Origin of the sequence: Pseudomonas germanica, assembly GCF_019614655.1 — a bacterium.
GTDB classification, from domain to species: Bacteria; Pseudomonadota; Gammaproteobacteria; order Pseudomonadales; family Pseudomonadaceae; genus Aquipseudomonas; species Aquipseudomonas neuropathica.
Map to the genome: position 1 here is coordinate 5138268 of NZ_CP071586.1, position 18502 is coordinate 5156769.

General features: G+C 54.2%; 18 protein-coding genes. 14 read left to right on the forward strand and 4 right to left on the reverse strand.

The genetic code is table 11. The features are described from left to right. The first annotated feature begins 359 nt into the window (after positions 1–359). A complete protein-coding gene (gene dctA, locus J0G10_RS22700) occupies positions 360–1715 on the forward strand; it encodes a C4-dicarboxylate transporter DctA (RefSeq protein WP_220556779.1) in 1356 nt (451 codons plus the stop codon). 51 nt (positions 1716–1766) lie between these two features. Here the strand turns inward: dctA and J0G10_RS22705 are convergent, their stop codons facing one another. The 3 genes from J0G10_RS22705 to J0G10_RS22715 all read right to left on the reverse strand — a co-directional run bounded on the left by J0G10_RS22705 (position 1767) and on the right by J0G10_RS22715 (position 5314). Then, positions 1767–2639, reverse strand: coding sequence for an amidohydrolase family protein (locus J0G10_RS22705; protein ID WP_245397998.1), 873 nt, complete (start codon positions 2637–2639; stop codon positions 1767–1769). A 218-nt stretch (positions 2640–2857) separates the two neighbouring features. Then, positions 2858–4126, reverse strand: a complete 1269-nt coding sequence (otnK, locus tag J0G10_RS22710) for a 3-oxo-tetronate kinase (protein ID WP_220556780.1) — start codon at positions 4124–4126, stop codon at positions 2858–2860. Between the two features lie 117 nt (positions 4127–4243). Next, the gene (locus tag J0G10_RS22715) at positions 4244–5314 is read right to left on the reverse strand and encodes an isocitrate/isopropylmalate dehydrogenase family protein (RefSeq protein WP_220556781.1); all 1071 of its coding nucleotides are present in this window, start codon (positions 5312–5314) and stop codon (positions 4244–4246) included. A 252-nt stretch (positions 5315–5566) separates the two neighbouring features. Between J0G10_RS22715 and rraA the strand changes: the two genes are divergently transcribed. Further along, entirely contained in the window at positions 5567–6049 is a 483-nt protein-coding gene (gene rraA / locus J0G10_RS22720) for a ribonuclease E activity regulator RraA (protein WP_220556782.1), read from the forward strand. Here rraA and J0G10_RS22725 read toward each other — a convergent pair. Further along, complete coding sequence (locus tag J0G10_RS22725) at positions 6042–6980, reverse strand: GntR family transcriptional regulator (RefSeq protein WP_220558890.1); 939 nt, start codon at positions 6978–6980, stop codon at positions 6042–6044. The two genes, rraA and J0G10_RS22725, sit on opposite strands and share 8 nt — an antisense overlap. A 225-nt stretch (positions 6981–7205) precedes the next feature. On the opposite strand from J0G10_RS22725, the gene J0G10_RS22730 reads away from it, so the two are divergent. The 12 genes from J0G10_RS22730 to J0G10_RS22785 all read left to right on the forward strand — a co-directional run bounded on the left by J0G10_RS22730 (position 7206) and on the right by J0G10_RS22785 (position 18476). Further along, positions 7206–7865 carry an aspartate/glutamate racemase family protein gene (locus J0G10_RS22730; RefSeq protein WP_220556783.1) on the forward strand — a complete coding sequence of 220 codons (660 nt, stop codon included), beginning with the start codon at positions 7206–7208 and terminating at the stop codon, positions 7863–7865. Between the two features lie 29 nt (positions 7866–7894). Beyond that, entirely contained in the window at positions 7895–8683 is a 789-nt protein-coding gene (locus J0G10_RS22735) for a hydroxypyruvate isomerase family protein (RefSeq protein WP_220556784.1), read from the forward strand. A gap of 133 nt (positions 8684–8816) precedes the next feature. After that, complete coding sequence (gene phbB, locus J0G10_RS22740) at positions 8817–9560, forward strand: acetoacetyl-CoA reductase (RefSeq protein WP_220556785.1); 744 nt, start codon at positions 8817–8819, stop codon at positions 9558–9560. A gap of 92 nt (positions 9561–9652) precedes the next feature. Next, positions 9653–11014, forward strand: coding sequence for a CitMHS family transporter (locus tag J0G10_RS22745; protein ID WP_342593402.1), 1362 nt, complete (start codon positions 9653–9655; stop codon positions 11012–11014). Between the two features lie 501 nt (positions 11015–11515). Beyond that, positions 11516–12586, forward strand: coding sequence for an AraC family transcriptional regulator (locus tag J0G10_RS22750; RefSeq protein ID WP_220556787.1), 1071 nt, complete (start codon positions 11516–11518; stop codon positions 12584–12586). A 359-nt stretch (positions 12587–12945) separates the two neighbouring features. Next, entirely contained in the window at positions 12946–13695 is a 750-nt protein-coding gene (locus tag J0G10_RS22755; RefSeq protein ID WP_220556788.1) for a hypothetical protein, read from the forward strand. A gap of 112 nt (positions 13696–13807) precedes the next feature. Further along, positions 13808–14038 (forward strand): AlpA family phage regulatory protein, encoded by a 231-nt coding sequence (locus tag J0G10_RS22760; RefSeq protein ID WP_220556789.1) that lies wholly within the window; start codon positions 13808–13810, stop codon positions 14036–14038. A 4-nt stretch (positions 14039–14042) separates the two neighbouring features. Next, on the forward strand, positions 14043–14882 hold the full coding sequence (locus J0G10_RS22765; RefSeq protein ID WP_220556790.1) for a ParA family protein: 840 nt from the start codon (positions 14043–14045) through the stop codon (positions 14880–14882). A 78-nt stretch (positions 14883–14960) separates the two neighbouring features. Continuing rightward, the gene (locus J0G10_RS22770) at positions 14961–15170 is read left to right on the forward strand and encodes a hypothetical protein (protein ID WP_220556791.1); all 210 of its coding nucleotides are present in this window, start codon (positions 14961–14963) and stop codon (positions 15168–15170) included. A gap of 14 nt (positions 15171–15184) precedes the next feature. Continuing rightward, complete coding sequence (locus tag J0G10_RS22775; protein ID WP_220556792.1) at positions 15185–16747, forward strand: ParB family protein; 1563 nt, start codon at positions 15185–15187, stop codon at positions 16745–16747. Beyond that, on the forward strand, positions 16744–17292 hold the full coding sequence (locus tag J0G10_RS22780; protein ID WP_220556793.1) for a DUF2857 domain-containing protein: 549 nt from the start codon (positions 16744–16746) through the stop codon (positions 17290–17292). Before J0G10_RS22775 ends, J0G10_RS22780 begins: the two co-directional genes overlap by 4 nt. Continuing rightward, positions 17289–18476, forward strand: a complete 1188-nt coding sequence (locus J0G10_RS22785; protein WP_220556794.1) for an STY4528 family pathogenicity island replication protein — start codon at positions 17289–17291, stop codon at positions 18474–18476. Before J0G10_RS22780 ends, J0G10_RS22785 begins: the two co-directional genes overlap by 4 nt. Positions 18477–18502: the final 26 nt, after the last annotated feature.

Genomic DNA, 18502 nt, shown 5'->3' on the forward strand with positions numbered 1-18502 from the left:
GCACCGGTACCGCCCTCATTTTATGTACATCATAAATACAAAATACAATACCAGCGGAGCGAAAGTCCTTAATGATCGCTTCCTGTTCGCCGAGATTTTTGCGTCACGGTGCTGTTTTCAACCCCTAAGAATTGCATTTTATTACATCAATATACAATTATTGCAATTTCTTTTTGCACCCTTTCCGGCCAAAAAATCACCACCTCTCTCAGCTTGCCAAAAAACGAATTGTATTTTGTTGCTATAAGGATCAATTTAAGCACGCTCACACGACGTTCGTCGCACGAGGAAAACCTCCCTTCGTGTAGATCGACAACAACAATTAGGGGCCTTCGGCTCCAAACGTCAGGAGTTCCTCCATGAAATCAGCATTGCTACGCCCGCTAAAGCCCCTCTACATCCAAGTCTTGCTCGGCGTCATCCTCGGCACCCTTTTCGCGCTCTTTGATGCCAAAGCAGCCGTGGAAATGAAAGTGCTGGGCGATGTCTTCATTAAATTGATCAAGATGGTCGTAGCGCCTGTCGTATTCGCTACGGTGGTGGTAGGTATCGCCAGAATGGGTGACATCCGCTCGGTAGGCCGGGTGGGCGCCAAGGCATTGCTATATTTCGAAATCGTAACCACCGCAGCACTCGTTATCGGCCTGGTCGTCGCACACCTGATGCAACCGGGTGCCGGCATGAACATCGACCCCAAGAGTCTGGACATGTCAGCGGTGGCCGGCTATGCAAAGATTGCCGGTGAGCAGTCACTGCGAGAGTTTTTCCTGCACATCATTCCTGACTCGGTGATGGGCGCTTTCGTAAATGGAGATATCCTGCCAGTTGTGTTCCTCGCCGTACTCTTTGGCGTTGCGTTGGCACAAGGCGGAAAACGAGTGGCCACTTTTGTGGATGTCATCGACCAAGGGTTGATTACGCTATTTTCCATCATCGGCTACCTGATGAAATTCGCGCCCATCGGCGCTTTCGGCGCCATTGCATTCACTGTCGGCAAATACGGAGTCGGGAGCCTGGCGACGCTCGGTTACCTGATGATGGCGTTCTACACCACCTGCATCCTGTTCATTTTTGGGATTCTGGGCCTCATTTTGAAAGTGTGCGGCGTGAACATCTTCGTCTTTTTAAGCTACCTGAAGACTGAGCTTTTGATCACTCTGGGAACCGCCAGCGCGGAGCCGGCACTGCCGGGACTGCTGCAAAAACTGGAGAAGCTGGGCTGCCAGAAAAGCGTGGTAGGCCTTGTCGTACCGACTGGGTATGCCTTCAATCTGGATGGTGTCTGTATTTACCTGACCATGTCCGTGATCTTTATTGCGCAGGCAACCAACACTCCGCTTACGCTCTCCCAGGAGCTGACGGTACTGGCAATCGGTCTATTCACATCCAAAGGCATGAGCGGCGTACCCGGCGGTGGATTTGTCGCCTTGGCAGCCACCCTGGCGAGTGTCCATGTACTGCCCCTCAGCGCCATTGCGTTGCTGGTAGGCATCGACCGATTCATGGGCGAAGCGCGAGCCGTCACATCGATCATTGGCAACGCCGTGGCCGGGATCGTGATCTCGAAATGGGAAGGTGCATTGGACACGGACCGCATGAATCAGGTCCTGCGTGGCGAATATGTCGAGCCAGATCCGGAGGTCGAAACGCAGCCATATCCTCTTCAGGTCGCTCAAAGCCACACTAAAGCTGAAGGGATTACCACGCACTCCTGAACCTTCATCGGACCAGCAAAAAGGGCGTCAAGCGCCCTTTTTTGCCTCCGATCAAAAACCATAGAGTTTGGCCGGGTTATCGACGAGAATTTTTTCAATCATGGCGTCGCTCTGTGCCCACACCTGCAACAAATCAAACATCGACGCGTCATCGGGCATCGGTTTTTTCTTCGACTGCAGGCTCGGATGAGGCCAATCGGTGCCCCAGACCACGCGTTCCGGCGCTAATGCAATCATTTCCCTGGCCAAGCTTTTGACATCATCGTAATCAGGGCCGCCCAATACCGAGTCCTGATAAGCGCCTGAGACCTTTACCCAGGCCCGATCCCGATCAACCAATCGAGCAATCATTTTGAACACAGGATGATCGTTCCAGTCCGGCAACGGGATTCGACCGAAATGATCAAATGCGATTTGAACAGGCAAGCGAGACAACAATGCCTCCAACTGGATCAATTCGTCTGGCCGCGTGTGGACCTCAATATGCCACCCCAAGTCTGCAATGCGTGTTGCCAGAGGCTCAATCATCTCGACGGTAGTGGCGCTTCCCGTTCCAAGGTTGAACCGTATGGCTCGAACACCGAGCTCATGCAGGCGACGCAACTCACTGACCTCAACCTTGTCATCCACAACCGCGACGCCCCGTGACTGCCGGCCAAGCTTGGTTAACGCGGCCAACATGCAACGATTGTCGGTAGCGTAGGACGATGGCTGAATCACCACGCTCCTGGTCAGCCCCAGTCGCGCTTGAATACGTCGATAGTCTTCCACGCTTGCGCTGGGAAGATTTCGATCATCGTAGTAAGGGAACTCCCGATCATAGATGTGATGATGGCAGTCACAGGCCAGCGGGGGGACACGCAAGCGTGGCGACTGAGTGCCGCTGCTGAAAGGATAGGTTTCATCGGCAAAGCTGTAAGACATGTGGATCGCCGCGAATCCTAACCCACCCAGCCTGCCGAGATTTCTTATGAATTGACGACGATTGGATGGTCTGAGCACTTCTTTATCCTTATTTTTATTGTCTTGAGTAAAGGCGTACTTCCGATATTGATAAAGGACGCGCAAGCGCCAGTCGCAACGCCCTCCTCCAACCCAAGCTCAAAAATGTGCTTGCCAGGAGGACGCTCCGAACGGGCAAACTACGGCGCGCAGGCCAATGCTTTCTCGAAAAAATCTACCGTACCGAAGTTTCCGGATTTCAGCGCCAACGCAATCGGGTCATCCCGCAAGCCGAGCGTCCACGGCACACCCGGGTCAATCGTTACGCCGATCCTCAACGCCTTGACCTGAAGTGCCTTGACCACCGCGCCAGAAGTTTCGCCACCGGCCACCACCAGTTTGCGCACGCCCATTTCGTACAGGCCAACCGCAACAGCGGACAAGGCATCTTCCACGAGCTGACCTGCGGCTTCGACACCGAGCTTCTGTTGAGCAAGCTTGACCTTCTCTGGCTGTGCACTCCCGTAAATCAGGACGGGGCCTTTTTGAATCAGCGCCTTGACCCACCCAAGCGCTTCTGCGACTTGATCGTGACCGTTGGCCAAAAGCAGCGGATCAAGCGAGAAGCTCGGATGCGTTTTTTGCCAGTGCTCGACCTGGCTGTTGGTCGCCACTGAACAACTGCCGGAAACAACCGCGCCCAGCCCCTGGATGGCGGGCAGCACCGAGGCGGCGGCGCAGTCGCCGAGCAAACCTGCACGACGAAAATTATCGGGCAGCCCCAGCGCCACGCCGGAGCCACCGGTAACCAGTTTATGGTCCGCAACGGCCTTGCCGATCGCATACAGATCCTCATCGTCGATCGCATCGACAATGGCATAGCCCCGCTCTTGGGCCACAAGGTTTTTGAAGGCCGTTGAAATGGCTTGTGCGCCTTTGCTCACGACCGAATGCGCAACGAGCCCAACTGGCTTACGTGTCTGTTGTTGCAGCACTCGCACCAGATTGGAATCGGTCATGGGCGTCAACGGATGATTGCGCATGCCGGACTCGCTCAACAACTGCTCGCCGACGAACAAATGGCCGTTAAAAATCGTGCGTTTGTTTTCCGGAAATGCAGGACAGGCCACTGCGAAGGAAACACCCAAGGCATTCGCGAGGGCGTCAGCGACAGGGCCAATATTGCCCCGGGAGGTCGAATCAAACGTCGAGCAGTACTTGAAAAAAAATTGTTGGCAACCCGCCGCGCGCAACCACTCCAGCGCTTCGAGCGATTGAGCGACAGCCTCTTCGGGACTGACGGTGCGGCTTTTCAGGGCAATCACCACCGCATCAATGTCACCCGGCAAGGGTCCCTCGGGTACTCCGATCACTTGCAGCGTTCGCATTCCACCCCTGACCAGCGTACTGGCCAAGTCAGTACCGCCTGTAAAGTCGTCAGCGATGCAACCGAGTAGTAATTGACTCACTGTTCTCTCCTCGCGCCCCTCCCTTGGTTACCTCAAGGAAGAACAGGCATTCTCTTGTTATTGATCCCGCAGCACTCCGGATAACGGGCGGCATGACCGGCATGCCGCCCGCGTCGATCAGCCCAGGATGACCTTGGCAACCGCTTCGCCAAAGGCCTTGGTGCCGAACGAACCACCCAGGTCCGGTGTACGTTGCTCAGGGTTCTTCAGCACGGCATCGACGGCCTTGTCCATTTCCAGACCGGCATCGATCAAGGCCGGTTTGTCATGGTGCTCGCCCATCCATTGCAGCAGCATGCCCACCGAAAGAATCATCGACACCGGGTTGGCTTTGTCCTGGCCGGCAATATCAGGCGCAGAACCGTGCTGGGCCTGGGCGCAACAATGAATATCGCTGGCCATCATCGAACCGGCGAGCCCCAGGCTGCCGGACAACTCGCTCGCCAGGTCGCTGATGATGTCGCCGTAGAAGTTCGTCGCGACCAGCACGTCAAAGCGCTCGGGGTTACGCACCAGGTGAGCTGTCGAGGCATCGACCAGCAGGTCGTCCAGCGCGACTTCAGGGAAGTCCTTGGCCACGTTGCGCACGCATTCCAGGAACAGGCCATCGGTCATGTGGAAGCTGTTGGCCTTGTGAATGGCGGTGACCTTTTTGCCGCGTTTCATGGCCAACTCAAAGGCGCGACGAGCGATGCGCTCACTGCAATGACGGGTGATCTTGCGGGTCGACAGTGCCATGTCAGGCGTTGGCATCACTTCGCCCCAACCGCGGCTCATGTTGCGGTCCGGGTAAAAGCCTTCCGTCGCTTCGCGCATGATGACCAGGTCCATCGTCTTGCCGTCCTTCATGTTCGACGTCAGGAACGGACGGGTACGCGCAGGACGCACGTTGGCATACAGGTCCAGGCCAATACGGAAACCGGCGGAGACGTTACGACCACCCTTCTCCGGCACCGGATAATCGGCGTGGGACTGTGTACCCAGGATGATGCCGTCGTAGCCCTTGGCCTTTTCCAGCACTTCTTCACGCAAGGTGGTGCCGTATTTTTCAAGGCTGGTGAAACCGACGTCGTCGTAATCGAACTCCAGGCCCAAATCGAATTTTCTGTTGGCTGCTTGCAGGACCGACATCGACGACTCAACGATTTCCGGACCAATGCCATCACCAGGAAGAACCAAAATACGCATCGCACACCCCTTGCTTGTTGTTTGAGCTGAATGTTGCGGCACACCGGGCACCGCAATTATTTATGTATATCGTAAACACAAAGTACAATATCGACAAAGCAAAGTCGTTAGCGATCGCTCTCCAGTCGTCCGACCTTCACTGAGCGGCACCACTTCGTCGTCAACATATTGCATTTTATTGCACGAATATACAATTTATGCAACCTTTACGCTGACGCAGCCATCCTTTAAGCGAGCCCGGAGACTCAGCCCATGACAACCAAAACCTCTGATTTGTGCGATCAATACCCAGACACCGTCCGTGTTCTGGCACCTATTTTCACGGACTTTGGCGGCAGAAATGATTTTGAGGGACGCGCCTTCACCCTCAAATGCTTCGAAGACAATTCCAGGATCAAGGAGATAAGCAGTCTGCCTGGCCACGGCCGGGTGCTGGTTGTCGATGGTGGGGGGAGCGATCGCTACGCGCTGTTCGGCGATGTGATCGCAGCAGACCTGGTGAAAAACGGCTGGGCCGGCGTTCTGATCTACGGGTACATCCGGGACAAAGCGGTCCTGCGCACCATGCCCATCGCCATCAAGGCGCTGGGCACCTCACCGCGTAAGACCATCAAGCGTAATGAGGGGCAGATTGCAATCACGGTGGAGTTCGCCGGACACGCCATCACTGATGGCGATCAGTTATACGGCGACGATGACGGCGTGGTGTTGCTGAGCGAGCCGCGCACTAACTGACAACCGAGACCTCAAGGCTGCGCTGGTGCTCCAGCTCATCCTTGGCCTCTTTGTCAGTTTTTTGCCGGCCGACGACATCGAGGTGATTACGTAGAAAATCCGCAGCCGCTTCTCGCTGTCCACTTTCAATGAGATCCAGAAGATGGATGTGTTCTTTACACTGGTTAATCAAACGAGGCCGATCCACGTTGGCCTTGTAGGCCATGAATCGACGCAGCTGGTTTTGCCGGCGGATAGCCTCGAGAAAAAAAGCGTTGCCCGAGCAACGGACCACCAGTTCATGAAGCTGCGCACCGACTTGAAAGAGCTGCGATCGCGAAAGGCTGAAAATATCGCCATCCAACATCTTTTGCTGAATCTCCCGGGCCTTTGCAAACGCGGCTTTGTCCACCTCGTAACCGGGCTCCAATACGGCCGCAGGCTCGATCGCCATTCGAAAACGGTAGCTCTGGATGTGCGCCTTGGAGTCATGCAGAAAGCTGTTGATCTCCCACCCCTGCCCTGGCTTGCGCTCAATCATCGCCTCGTTGGCCAGCCGATTCAGCACCTTCATAAGCTGCCCTCTCGGCACCTCATACTTGCGCATCAACTCGGCTTCAAAAAACGTCGTGGGGATATCGCCGCGAAGTACGTCGTCGACAACGCGCAAGTAAAAGTCTTCAAACGGGTCGACCTCCAGGGGGAGCTTACGGCTATCGATTCCTCGCGCGTCAGCCGTCAGGAAATAGCCCCGATTCGGTTCTTTGGTCGCAAGCCCCAACTCAGCCAGCAAAGCAAAACCTCGACGTATCGGCGAACGGGAAACCCCCAATTCCTTGGCGAAAGACTCCTCGCGCAGTGGATCACCGGCGCGCATCGACCTGGCTCTGGCCATATCAATGATCTTGGGAGCCAACTGCTCCGCAAGGTCTTTTTTTATCTTGGGCTTCATTTTGGATTGTTCGCCCGCCAATGGTGGTTGAGGAATCGATTCTGCTGAATTCATGGAAACCGGCTATCCGAGGAAGATGGCGTCAATTGCGAAGATCCTGGGGTAGAGCCTTCTGCGACCACCCCTTGAAAGAAAAATAACACACCTATTGCACATCAACACGCCGCTGAGATGCCGTCATATCACCGGCCATCCACTTGATCGACCACAACCTGAGGTTACGTCATGACCGCACCACGCATTTATTTGATCCATGCAACACCGGTATCGATTGCCCCCATAACTGAAGCTTTCACACGGCTTTGGCCCGAGGCCAAGCTGGTCAATCTGTTGGAAGACTCGCTTTCCGGCGATCTGGCAGACGCCGGTGAACTTACCCCGGCATTGAACGAGCGCTTTTTGAAACTCGCCACCTATGCCGCACAATCGGGGGCTGACGCCATCTTGTTCACCTGCTCGGCATTCGGTGACGCCATCGACTTGTGCAAACGCTCCCTAAGCATTCCCATCCTCAAGCCGAACGAAGCCATGATCGCGCAAGCCATTGAGCGCACGCCAAAGATCACCATCGTGGCGACCTTTCAGCCAGCCATCGCTTCAATGACTGAAGAATTCCAACGTTATGCGCAGCACAAAGGCGTGGCGCTGGAACTGACCACCCACGTCTGCCCTGGAGCATTCGATGAACTGCGCAACGGTAACGTTGACCGCCATGATGCGCTGATCGCCGATTCGGCGCGAACGCTGACGAACAGCGAACTGCTGTGTTTCGCCCAATTCTCGATGACCAGCGCAGCACAACAGGCCAGCCAGGCGAGTGACCGTCCCGTACTGACCACGCCTGACAGCGCTGTACTGAAGCTGCGTGGCCTGCTGAACGCTTGAAGCAGTCATCCCGATTTCCGGAGTAAGGCATGATCAAGTTAAACGCACACATTGGCTTCCAGTTCACAGAACTGCCCTTTTTGGAGCGGTTCCGCGCGGCCGCAAAATCAGGCTTTCGAGCGGTCGAGTTCCCCTCGCCCTATGAATACGAAGCGACGCAGATTGCGGAGCTTCTCGATGAATATCAGCTGGAGATGGTGCAATTTTCCGCACCTGCTGGTTCTACCAGGGGGACCACCGGCATTTGTGCCTCGAAGCAGGAGTTCCTGGCAGAGCTTACCCACGCCGTCCAATACGCCAAGACCCTGGACTGCAGAATGCTTCACCTGATGTCCGGTGTGTCACTGGCTGACCTCGGGGTGACTGCCGACAGCAGCCTTTACCGGCGCAACCTGAGGTATGCGGCAGACTTCCTGGCCGACGAAGGTATTGAACCCTTGATTGAAGTCATCAGTTCAAATGAGGTTCCAGGCTACCTCATGAGCCGCTTCGAGTTCGCCGAGCAAATGCTTGAGACGATCCCTAACCTGGGCCTGATTCTGGACACCTATCACACAGAGCTTCTTGGCGAGGACTGTCTGCGAAAACTGAATCAATGGTGGCCGCGGGTGAGTCATATCCAAGTGGCCGACTTCCCGGGTCGCAATGAACCGGGTACCGGCAATATCGACTTTCGCAAATTGCTCTCCCTGCTTGAGGACCATGCTTATCAAGGCTGGGTTGGATGCGAGTATCGCCCGCGTAACTCCACGGTCGACGGGCTCGATGACCTATGGAAGGTCATGAAACCCAGCCCGCCAGAGGATGACCGTTGGTAAGAAATCGTTTCCTTTTGCAGAAATTGTACTGCGTGACCTTGCAAAACAATTTCGAGTGGAGTTTATTAGGGGCCAGTAGCCCTTGAAGGTTGCACGCACTGCTCCCCACAAAAAACACAACAGGAGTTAACGCATGACCAAGAAAATCGCCTTTGTTACTGCTGGCATGGGCAACCTCGGCACAGCAGTCTGCCAGCGCCTGGCACGAGACGGATTTACCGTCGTTGCGGGCTGCGGGCCTGACTCTCCACTGAAGGACACTTGGCTGGCCCAACAAAAGGCGCTTGGCTTTACCTTCATTGCCTCGGAAGGAAGTGTCGCTGATTGGGACTCTTGCCGACAGGCTTTTGAGCAGATCAAAAAAAATGTCGGGCCCGTGGATGTGCTCGTCAACAACGCCGGTACTGCCCGAAACGTTGTGTTCCATGACATGCAGCCCAACGACTGGAGCACCGTCATCGATACCAACCTCAATTCACTATTCAACGTAACCAAGCAGGTTATCGATGGCATGGTTGAGAGGGGCTGGGGACGGGTCATCAATATCTCGTCGGTCAACGCCCAGTTGGGTCAAGTGGGACAGGTCAACTACTCCACCGCTAAATCCGCAATCCGAGGCTTCACTCGCGCTCTAGCACGAGAAGTCGGACCCTGCGGCGTTACGGTGAATACTGTGTCCCCGGGTTACATTGCGACAGCCAAGCTAAAGTCCATCACGACCGCTGACGTCATGGACCGCATCATCCAGGACATTCCGACACGACGTCTTGGAACACCTGAAGAAATTGCCGCCGTGTGTGCCTGGCTTGCATCCGAAGAGGCTGGATACGCGAACGGTGCCGACTTCTCGCTCAATGGTGGCCTTCACATGAGTTGACACTCGTGTGAGACTCAGCGGCAACCCGCTGGATCAGACCAAAAATGCAGCGGGAACCTTGATGCGCATTAAGCGCAGATCCCATAAAAATAATTGTACTTTACGTCAAGGTGATACAAATGCTCTCAATACTCGGCTACGGCATGATCGTGACCTTTATGGCACTGATCATGACCAAGCGGTTGTCACCGCTGGTAGCGATGACAACCGTCCCGATCGTGTTCGCTCTCCTGGCGGGATTTGGCCCGGATATGGGCGACATGATGATCGAGGGTTTGAAAAAAGTAGCTCCGACCGCAGTCATGGTGATGTTCGCGATCCTCTACTTCGGCGTGATGTTCGATACGGGTCTGTTCGATCCGATCATTCGCAAGTTCATCAAGTTGATCAACGGCGACCCAATGAAGGCCGTCGTGTTCGCAGCACTACTAGCCGGCCTGGTATCACTGGACGGCGACGGTTCAACGACATACATGATCACCGTCACTGCGATGCTGCCGCTATTCAAGCGCCTGCGACTCGAGCCTCTGTCGCTCACTTGCGTCGTCATTCTGGCCGCGAGCGTGACCAATCTGTTGCCGTGGGGCGGTCCATTGGCACGTGCCGCAGCCTCCTTGCAAGTCGATACGTCCGAACTGTTTATCCCGCTTATTCCGGTCATGGTGGTAGGTTTCCTGGGCGTCCTTGCACTGGCTTATTTCATCGGTATTCGCGAACGTCAGCGTTTGGGCAAACTGCGCTTGTCGGTAGGTGCCGCCGCCACTGTCTTTGACGATGACAACGATGGGGGTCTGCCCTCCATGTCGGACGAAAATGCCGAACTGCGTCGTCCAAAACTGTTCTGGTTGAACGCCAGCTTGACGATAGGTTTGATGGCTGGCTTGGTAACAGAAGTGCTGCCACTTTCCATCCTATTCATGGTCGCGTTCTCCATTGCCCTGGTGATCAACTATCCGCACATGAATGATCAGCGTCGCCGGATCTCCGCGCACGCTCCGACCGCTTTGAACCAAATCGCAATCTTCCTGGCAGCCGGTATCCTGGCAGGCATCCTTTCCGGCACCGGCATGGTCAATGCAATGTCGGCGAGCTTCTTGGCAATGCTGCCAGCGACCTGGGGCCCTTACATGGCACCGATTACCGCGTTGGCGAGTATTCCGGGCACGTTCTTTATGTCTAACGATGCTTTCTACTACGGCGTCTTGCCGGTCCTTGCCAAGGCTGCCGAGGTGTATGGCATCACTCACGCGGAAATCGGGCGCGCTTCGCTGGTGGGTCAACCGGTCCATCTACTCAGCCCGCTTGTAGCCTCGACCTACTTACTCTGCGGCCTGGCCGGCGTGGAGTTCAGCGACCATCAGAAATACACCATGAAATGGGCGTTTGCGCTGAGCTTCCTCATTCTGCTCGCTTGCTTGCTGCTGGGATTATTCCCGCTGGCAGCAGGGATCTAACGAACCGACGTAAGCTCCATCAACACTGCGCTACAACGAAAATCCCGGAGACAGGAATGTCCCGGGATTTTTTCAGTGAAGCCATCGCGCTGCATTTGTAAGTAGCTGGCCGATTTAAATGCTCTGGCCTGATGGGCACCCTGCTACCATGATTGGATTGGGTAGCTTGAGAGACTTAGCTCAACTATTAGACCTACCAGGCCAGTTTTTATGGCATAAAAAAACATGCTTCGATACTGACTCACTTATACTCTTTAGTTCGTTGCTTAGACGATAGAGATAGCAGTTAGCCACTCAGAAACCGTCAACGCACAAAGGCACGGCAGCACCGCCGTCCGAGCCAAATGTCTGGCACGCACGTTTTCAGTGCCAAACGGTCAATACATAAGAAAAAACAATCAATGACGCGGGATTGAATCTAGTTTAATTTGATATTGGCAAAGACAAGAACAGCTAAACATATTGCACTCAGCATTTCTTAAACGCTGTCGGAGAAAGCGTATGGCTCAATCGACATCGACTTTTTTCAATGGAAGAAATAACGCCGATAGCGAATTATTCAGAGATGGCGATAATGTAATCTGGTCACTTTCTAACCCAGCCCGATACCAACCAGCTTGCGCAATAGATTATCTCCTTCGCTCGGTACATCTCTCCGGGGCTTTGCCTGGCTATGCCGATTTATCATCTCCATTCGGTGTTGATATCTCTTATGGCGCTGATACGTTCGTCATCTACGAGGCTTACCACGGTAGCTGTGAAGTTTCTTTCGAAGCAGGCAGAACCCCATTGGCCTTCTCTCAGGGAGATGTTCTTATCGTACCTCGTCGAATGCGCCATCAATTCACCAATCCATCGAACACACCGTGCATTGATGTTCTTGACTTGCTCAGAGAACAGGTTGAGCCTCACGTGACTGACGCTGAGGGCCGGCCGTCTTTGATGCGTCTGCTGAAGCAACGGATTTCTCACGGTGGAGGTGGCGAATTATTTAGGCTGCGTATGATCGTCATGTTCATAGATAAACAACTGCCTGCTCTCCTCATAAACTGCCTCCCTGGCCCTGTACTTCTTAGTAAGTTCGCCAACCAACATCGGGCTTTTTTTAATGCTATTTTCGATGAGCTCGATATGCAGCGAAGCGACCATCTCATAGCACAGCCCATTACCATCCGCCTCACCGAAGCGCTGCTGACCATTGTTCTCAAGGAGGTAACCTCGCAAAAACAAAGTGGTTCGATCTATAAAGGTTTAGTTGATCCCGCCATTGCACGAGTAACAGCGGCAATTCTAAAAAACCCCAAACAGAAATGGAAATTAGAGGAACTGCAAGAAATTGCACATCTAAGTAAATCTGCGTTGAACACCCGATTTTCAGCATTCATGGGTATGACACCACGGCAGTTTGTCACTCATATCCGGTTATCACGCGCCAGCGAATTATTGACGAACACTTCGCTTAGCATCGCCAAAATTGCAGAGTGCTCAAACTACGGATCCGAAGCTGCTTTTAATCGCGCATTTAGTAAGTGGTGCGGAATGACGCCTGGGGCTGCAAGAATAAACTCTTGAATGAATTTATTTAGCACTTATAGTCGTCGGTCTTACGACTGATGACAGCAATCAAACTAAGCCCCTTTATCAGGCGTTGAAAGGTAGATCATCTTACTAACCAGTTCACCCAATGATCTGATCGGCAACAACTAGGGCTCTCAGCTATGTGACATCGAGCCATTCAATTTTCAATTGGCCTTTTAAATAATTGAGATTAACGTACGGAAACTCTCTTACATATCATTTTTTCGACCAATTTCTGAAAACGGCTAAAACGGAGTAAATGTCCCTCGACAAGATGTATATTTAGCTTCCACCCCTAGCCGCCAATAGGACAGATGGCGACTGCCAGACCAGTAGAGAAAAGGAGCGTTCTCATGTACATACCTGCCAGCTATAACAAACACTCCAAAGTTTTCTATAGACCCGTTGAGGCCGCATTACGCTGGTGTAACTTGGTGGCTCACGAAACCATTATTTTAAAAGAATCACTCACCTGGCCAAGCACCCTACATTCCACATTTCCTCAGTGGCCATGCCTTCATAAAAACCTAGATTTGATTTATGACGCCATCGACAATGGTGAGCTTGCCTATGGCTGGCTAGGCGTTACCGTTTCGCCCGGCACAAAAATAGACCCCGCCCTAGTCACAATCAGACATAACGATCTGAAATTATGGATGTCCATTTATCATCCAGACCATCGCCCCTCATTTTTGTTCTTTAATATACCCAGCAATAGCGAATCCGTTAGCATTGAGAGTTACCTAGCACTTCAAGCCGATCGTGATGCGTCGCGATTGAAACTGGAAGCCATAGAACAAACATATCAATCATTGCTTAAGGACTTACAATTCGTAGGTTTAGAGAAGGAAAAACTTAGCCAGCTGTTGAATTCAAAAAAACAGGTTAGCGACAGAACAGAAATTGTGTACCTACATATAATTGGCGCGCTACTTAACCTGCTACTAGGTCGCACTCCTGCTGGGAAACCCCATTCGGTTTTCCAATCCCAAGCAGCCATCGTTGATAACCTGACCGCCCATCATTCCAACTGCATCGGAATCACGAAGAGAACCCTTGATGAAAAATTTGCGGCTGCAAAACGTAGCCTCTCTCAAAATTAGAGGATTGCGCCGCAGTCTCCCTCATTGCAGTGCAATGACGCGCGGTTATTTCTGGGATTGAATTGAAGCCACTTCCCAATATGAGCCAATAAACGCCAGGAGTGACCACAGCATGTCCAACCAATCCTTACCTATCGCAGAAGAAGCTCAATCACAGGTCGAACGTCACATCATGCGCCGTGACGAGGTGGAGCGAAAAACCGGCTTCAAACGTGCACACATCTACAGCCTCATGAAGGAAGGACAATTTCCTAAAGCGAAACGTATCGGCATGCGCGCCGTTGGCTGGGACTCTCTGGAAGTCGAGCGCTGGATCACCGAGCGCTTGGCGCAGCAGGCCTGATGTCATGCGTGTGGTATCGATCATTTCCACCAAGGGTGGCGTGGGTAAGACCACGGTGGCTGCAAATCTAGGCGGTCTTCTAGCGGATGCTGGTTTACGCGTCCTGCTGCTCGATCTAGATGGCCAACCCACCCTCTCCAGCTATTACGCCTTGAGCCACCAAGCTGATAACGGCGTATTTGAGTTCATCGCACTCAACTTGAGAACGCCCGAACAGTTTGTTTCCAGGACAATAATCACAGGCCTTGATCTGATCATTTCCAATGATGACCAAGGCCGACTGAATACCTTATTGCTACATGCCCCTGATGGACGGCTGCGACTTCGTAATCTCCTCGATGCCTTTCGCCCCATTTATGACCTGATGTTGATCGATACTCAGGGCGCACGTAGCGTACAGCTGGAGATGGCCATCCTGGCCTCTGATTTAACACTGTCGCCCATCACACCGGAAATGCTCGCCGCCCGCGAACTTCACCGCGGCACATTGAAGCTGCTCAGCGAACTCCAACCATTCCACCACTTGGGCATTACCCCGCCACCATTGCGACTGCTGCTGAATCAGGTGAACACCATTCGGGTAGACGCGCGAATGATCAGCCGTGGCCTGCGCGCAGCCTTCACTGGGGCGACCAACATTTCGGTCCTAGATACCGTAGTTCCAGAACGAGTGGCCTATCTCAATGCCGCCTCCCTCGGTCTGCCAGTTCATTTAATCGAGCAGCGCCGGGCATGCGCACAACATTCGCCATCAGCGCTGCAAACCATGCAAGCGCTGGCCATTGAACTGTTTCCAGAGTGGCGCGCGGCGATCTCTACGTTGAGCAAACGCACGGAGGTTTAATGAGATCTATGACCAGGCAGGTACTTCCGTCAATCACTTTCATTTGAACGCCAACAACACTTGGCAAGGAGTCTATTGATGCTCAACCAACTGCCCGTCCTTATTCAGCCTACTTTTCGCTCCCACGACTCGCCTGACGAGCAATACTGCACCGTGGTCTTTCGCCTGCGAAATGGGCGCTCGGCCATGGGGCGGTTTCTCGCAAAACTGTCCCAACATTTCGAAGGATCGGAGACTGCCGAGATTGTGAAATTCGAGATTGGTGACCATTTGCGCAACCGGCGTTAACTGAGGCGGTTCAAATGAAGAAGCTCAGTCAGGAGGAGATTACCGACAAACTGCACCAGGACCATTTTCCTCGGGGTCCAGAACTGGAGCGACTATCCGATCCAGTCATCGATACCCCCATGCTGGTCACGCTGGAGCAGTTGCGGCCCTACGAGCACAACCCACGCTTCATCCGCAATCCACTTTATGACGACATAAAAGCCTCGATCCGTGAGCGAGGGCTGGATCAACCACCTCCGATTACCCGCCGCCCAGGTGAAAACTATTTCATCATCCGCAACGGCGGTAATACGCGATTGGCGATTCTCGGCGAGCTGTGGCAGGAAACCCACGATGAGCGTTTCTTTCGCATTCATTGCCTGTTTCGCCCCTGGAGCAATGAAATCACCAGCCTCCTCGGCCATTTGGCCGAAAGCGATCTGCACGGCCAACTCACTTTCATCGAACGTGCTCTGGCGGTAGCCAAACTCAAGACCATGCTCGAACCAGATGGAGCAACACTCTCGCAACGCGAGCTGGCACGACGTCTTGCCGCTGGGGGCTACCCCATTTCACAGTCGCACATCAGCCGGATGCTTGACACCCTCGAATACCTACTGCCCGCAATCCCACAAACCTTGTATGCCGGGTTGGGCAAACCCAAAATTGAACGCCTGATCGCTCTGCGTAGCCAGGCTGAACAAACTTGGAATCGTTATTCGACCGACGCCATCGCGTTCCCCGAGTTTTGGCTCGACACCTTAGGGCAATTTGATGCCGCCCCCGATTCCCTCGATCTTGAGCAAGTCCAGGATGAATTGCTCGAACGCATGAGCCGCTTACTCGGACAGTCCTACCGCATGTTGGCTCTGGAGCTGAGCGATACACAACGGCTCATCCGGACGCCTGTCACGCCCTCAGAGCACAGCAATCCGCCAAGCACTGCTGAAACCACGGCAGGCGCTCTCTCACCCAAATCAACTGAGACCAGAACCCAGACCGAAACAGCGCAAGAGAAGCTGCTCACGCTGCCTGAAACGAATGTCGCATCAGCAGTCAACCCTACGTCACGTGTCCAACAAATTCGCGAACAGATTGATCGCGACACTGCCCCCGAACCAGCACCAACCGTCGAAATCTGCACGATCGACGATATCTGGTTCATCGCCCCCACACTGGATACCCCCGAGCAGCTACGATTCTCCATTGCTGGACTGGCTCGGGAAATGGCGGCCTATGCCGGACATCCCGAGAGCATCATCGATCAGAAGTGTGGTTTGGGCTTCGCCCTCAACATGGAGCAACTGAATCTTTCGGCGCCTCGTGCAACCGGCGTTCACCTGATGCTCCTGGCCCTACTGGGCGCTCAAGACGAAGTGAACTGGGAAGATCGCAAGCAATTGCCCTCAGCCCTGTTCGGCCAACTGCTATTGGGGGTCTATCAACTCCCGCTGACAGATCGTCCCGCCGTGGACGTAGGATTGGAGCGATTGCCCGACGCTCTACTGATAAAACTGTATCGCCTCATTCGCTTAGCCCGGCGCCTGGTCGACTTAACGCTTACCCCTGAAGACGACTCACCAAGGGAGCTGCCATGAACCTGTCCTTCAATGTGCTCAACCAGGCAATGCTAACCCAAGTCCTTCACGAGGTGCGCCTGGGCAACCTGCAACGCTGCAAGGCACTCGGACTGGGTGAAGAGGACATCTACCTGCTGCAATCTTTGCCACCTACTACGCTGTCACGCCTGGCCCATGCCACCGTCCCCTGGGTTGAGGTCAAGATTGATTCGCCGGTGCTACATCGTTTGATCGACCAGGCCGAACGCGACGAGCAGAATGAGCGCTTGATCAACCGAGCGCTCAAGCTTGGTGCCAGCAGTACCATCATGTATCAGTGCTTCGGCTTGGCGCATTCGGAAACCGCCCTACGTCGACGCCTGCTCAAGATAGAAACCCGTAAGGGGCGCCCACAAAACTTGAGTGAAGCGCAGGAACACGCGCTCTGGCAGCGTTGGTGCCAGCTACTCGCTGAGGACGGTGCTGAGGATCAGCTCGACGCCATGATGATGTTGGCGGAGGAGCAACAGATCAGCTTGACCATTGTTTGGCAGCAGATCGACCAATACAGCAACGGAACATGAACACTACCCCTTCCAGTCGCTGGCAGCGTGTTCTGCAGCAATGCACCCAACAACTAAGTGAACGTTGGCCCGCACGCCCCACCACTGAACATCCTTCCAACCAGGCCCTGCAGGCGGGCTTTTTGTTCAGTGGCCAATCTCACGAAGTCGTGCCGCGTCGACTGCTGCTGGATTGTCGGCTGACTCCTCTGGAACGTAATGCATGGCAAGTATTTCGACTTATGCTGCAAGGCCAGGGAGTGGTCACACCGCGCTATGAAGATCTGCAACCTTACCTGTCCAGCGTACCCTATGGTGTATCAGCCTCCCGTGAAACCATCGCTCGCGTCTTGACGATGCTCAGATTGACGCGCTGGCTCAGCTTGGTGAGTCGTGGCCGCGATCAACTCAGCGGGCGCCTACAAGGCTCTCTGTATGTCCTGCACGATGAACCGTTAACACCCGCCGAAGCCATGGAGCTGGATCAAGATTACCTAGAGCTAGTCGGACATGCCCTCGATCACGCAACCAGGGCTGTACGTATTGTCGCGCAGCACATTGTGGAAGAAATTCGCCAAGACACGGATATCGATCAGGGTCGACTCCCTACCCGTTTTGAGCACTGGGGCGAACACTGGACACCGCAAGAATGGGATCAGATAACCGATGAAGCGTTACACGATTCCGAACTGGGTGGCGATCACAGCGTTCGGAATCGTGTGAGACCTCGTTCGGATTCCGAACCGGGCCTGAACGCCAATGTTTCCGGCACAGTTCGGAAACCGAACGCCGCCTGTACTGTATTAAAAGAAAGTACTTGTACCGTACCGCGCGCGACCCCAACTGTGGATAACCTGCATTGGCCCGATTCGCTGCACTTGAGCCCAAACGAACGTCAGGCCGTCGCGGTGGCGCTAAACAAGCTCAAACCAGCGGATCGGCAGGCAGTGCTCAACGAGGCGGGCGCGCGATGTGCGGCCGGCGGCATCCGTAAGCCGGCGGCGTATCTGATGGGCCTAGTCCAGCGAGCGCTGAAAGGCGACTTTCGTCCTTGGGCAGGTCAGGCTGAATCATTACCCATTGCTGAACCGCCACCCTCCCCCCCACGCTCACCTAGAAAACAGGGCGAGCCCGCATCTGCCCTCGCCCAAGCATGCCTGAATGAACTGCGCCAGCTGCGCAGCAAACGCTCTGGACGTCAGTAGATTTGATGCCACTGGCATCACTGTCG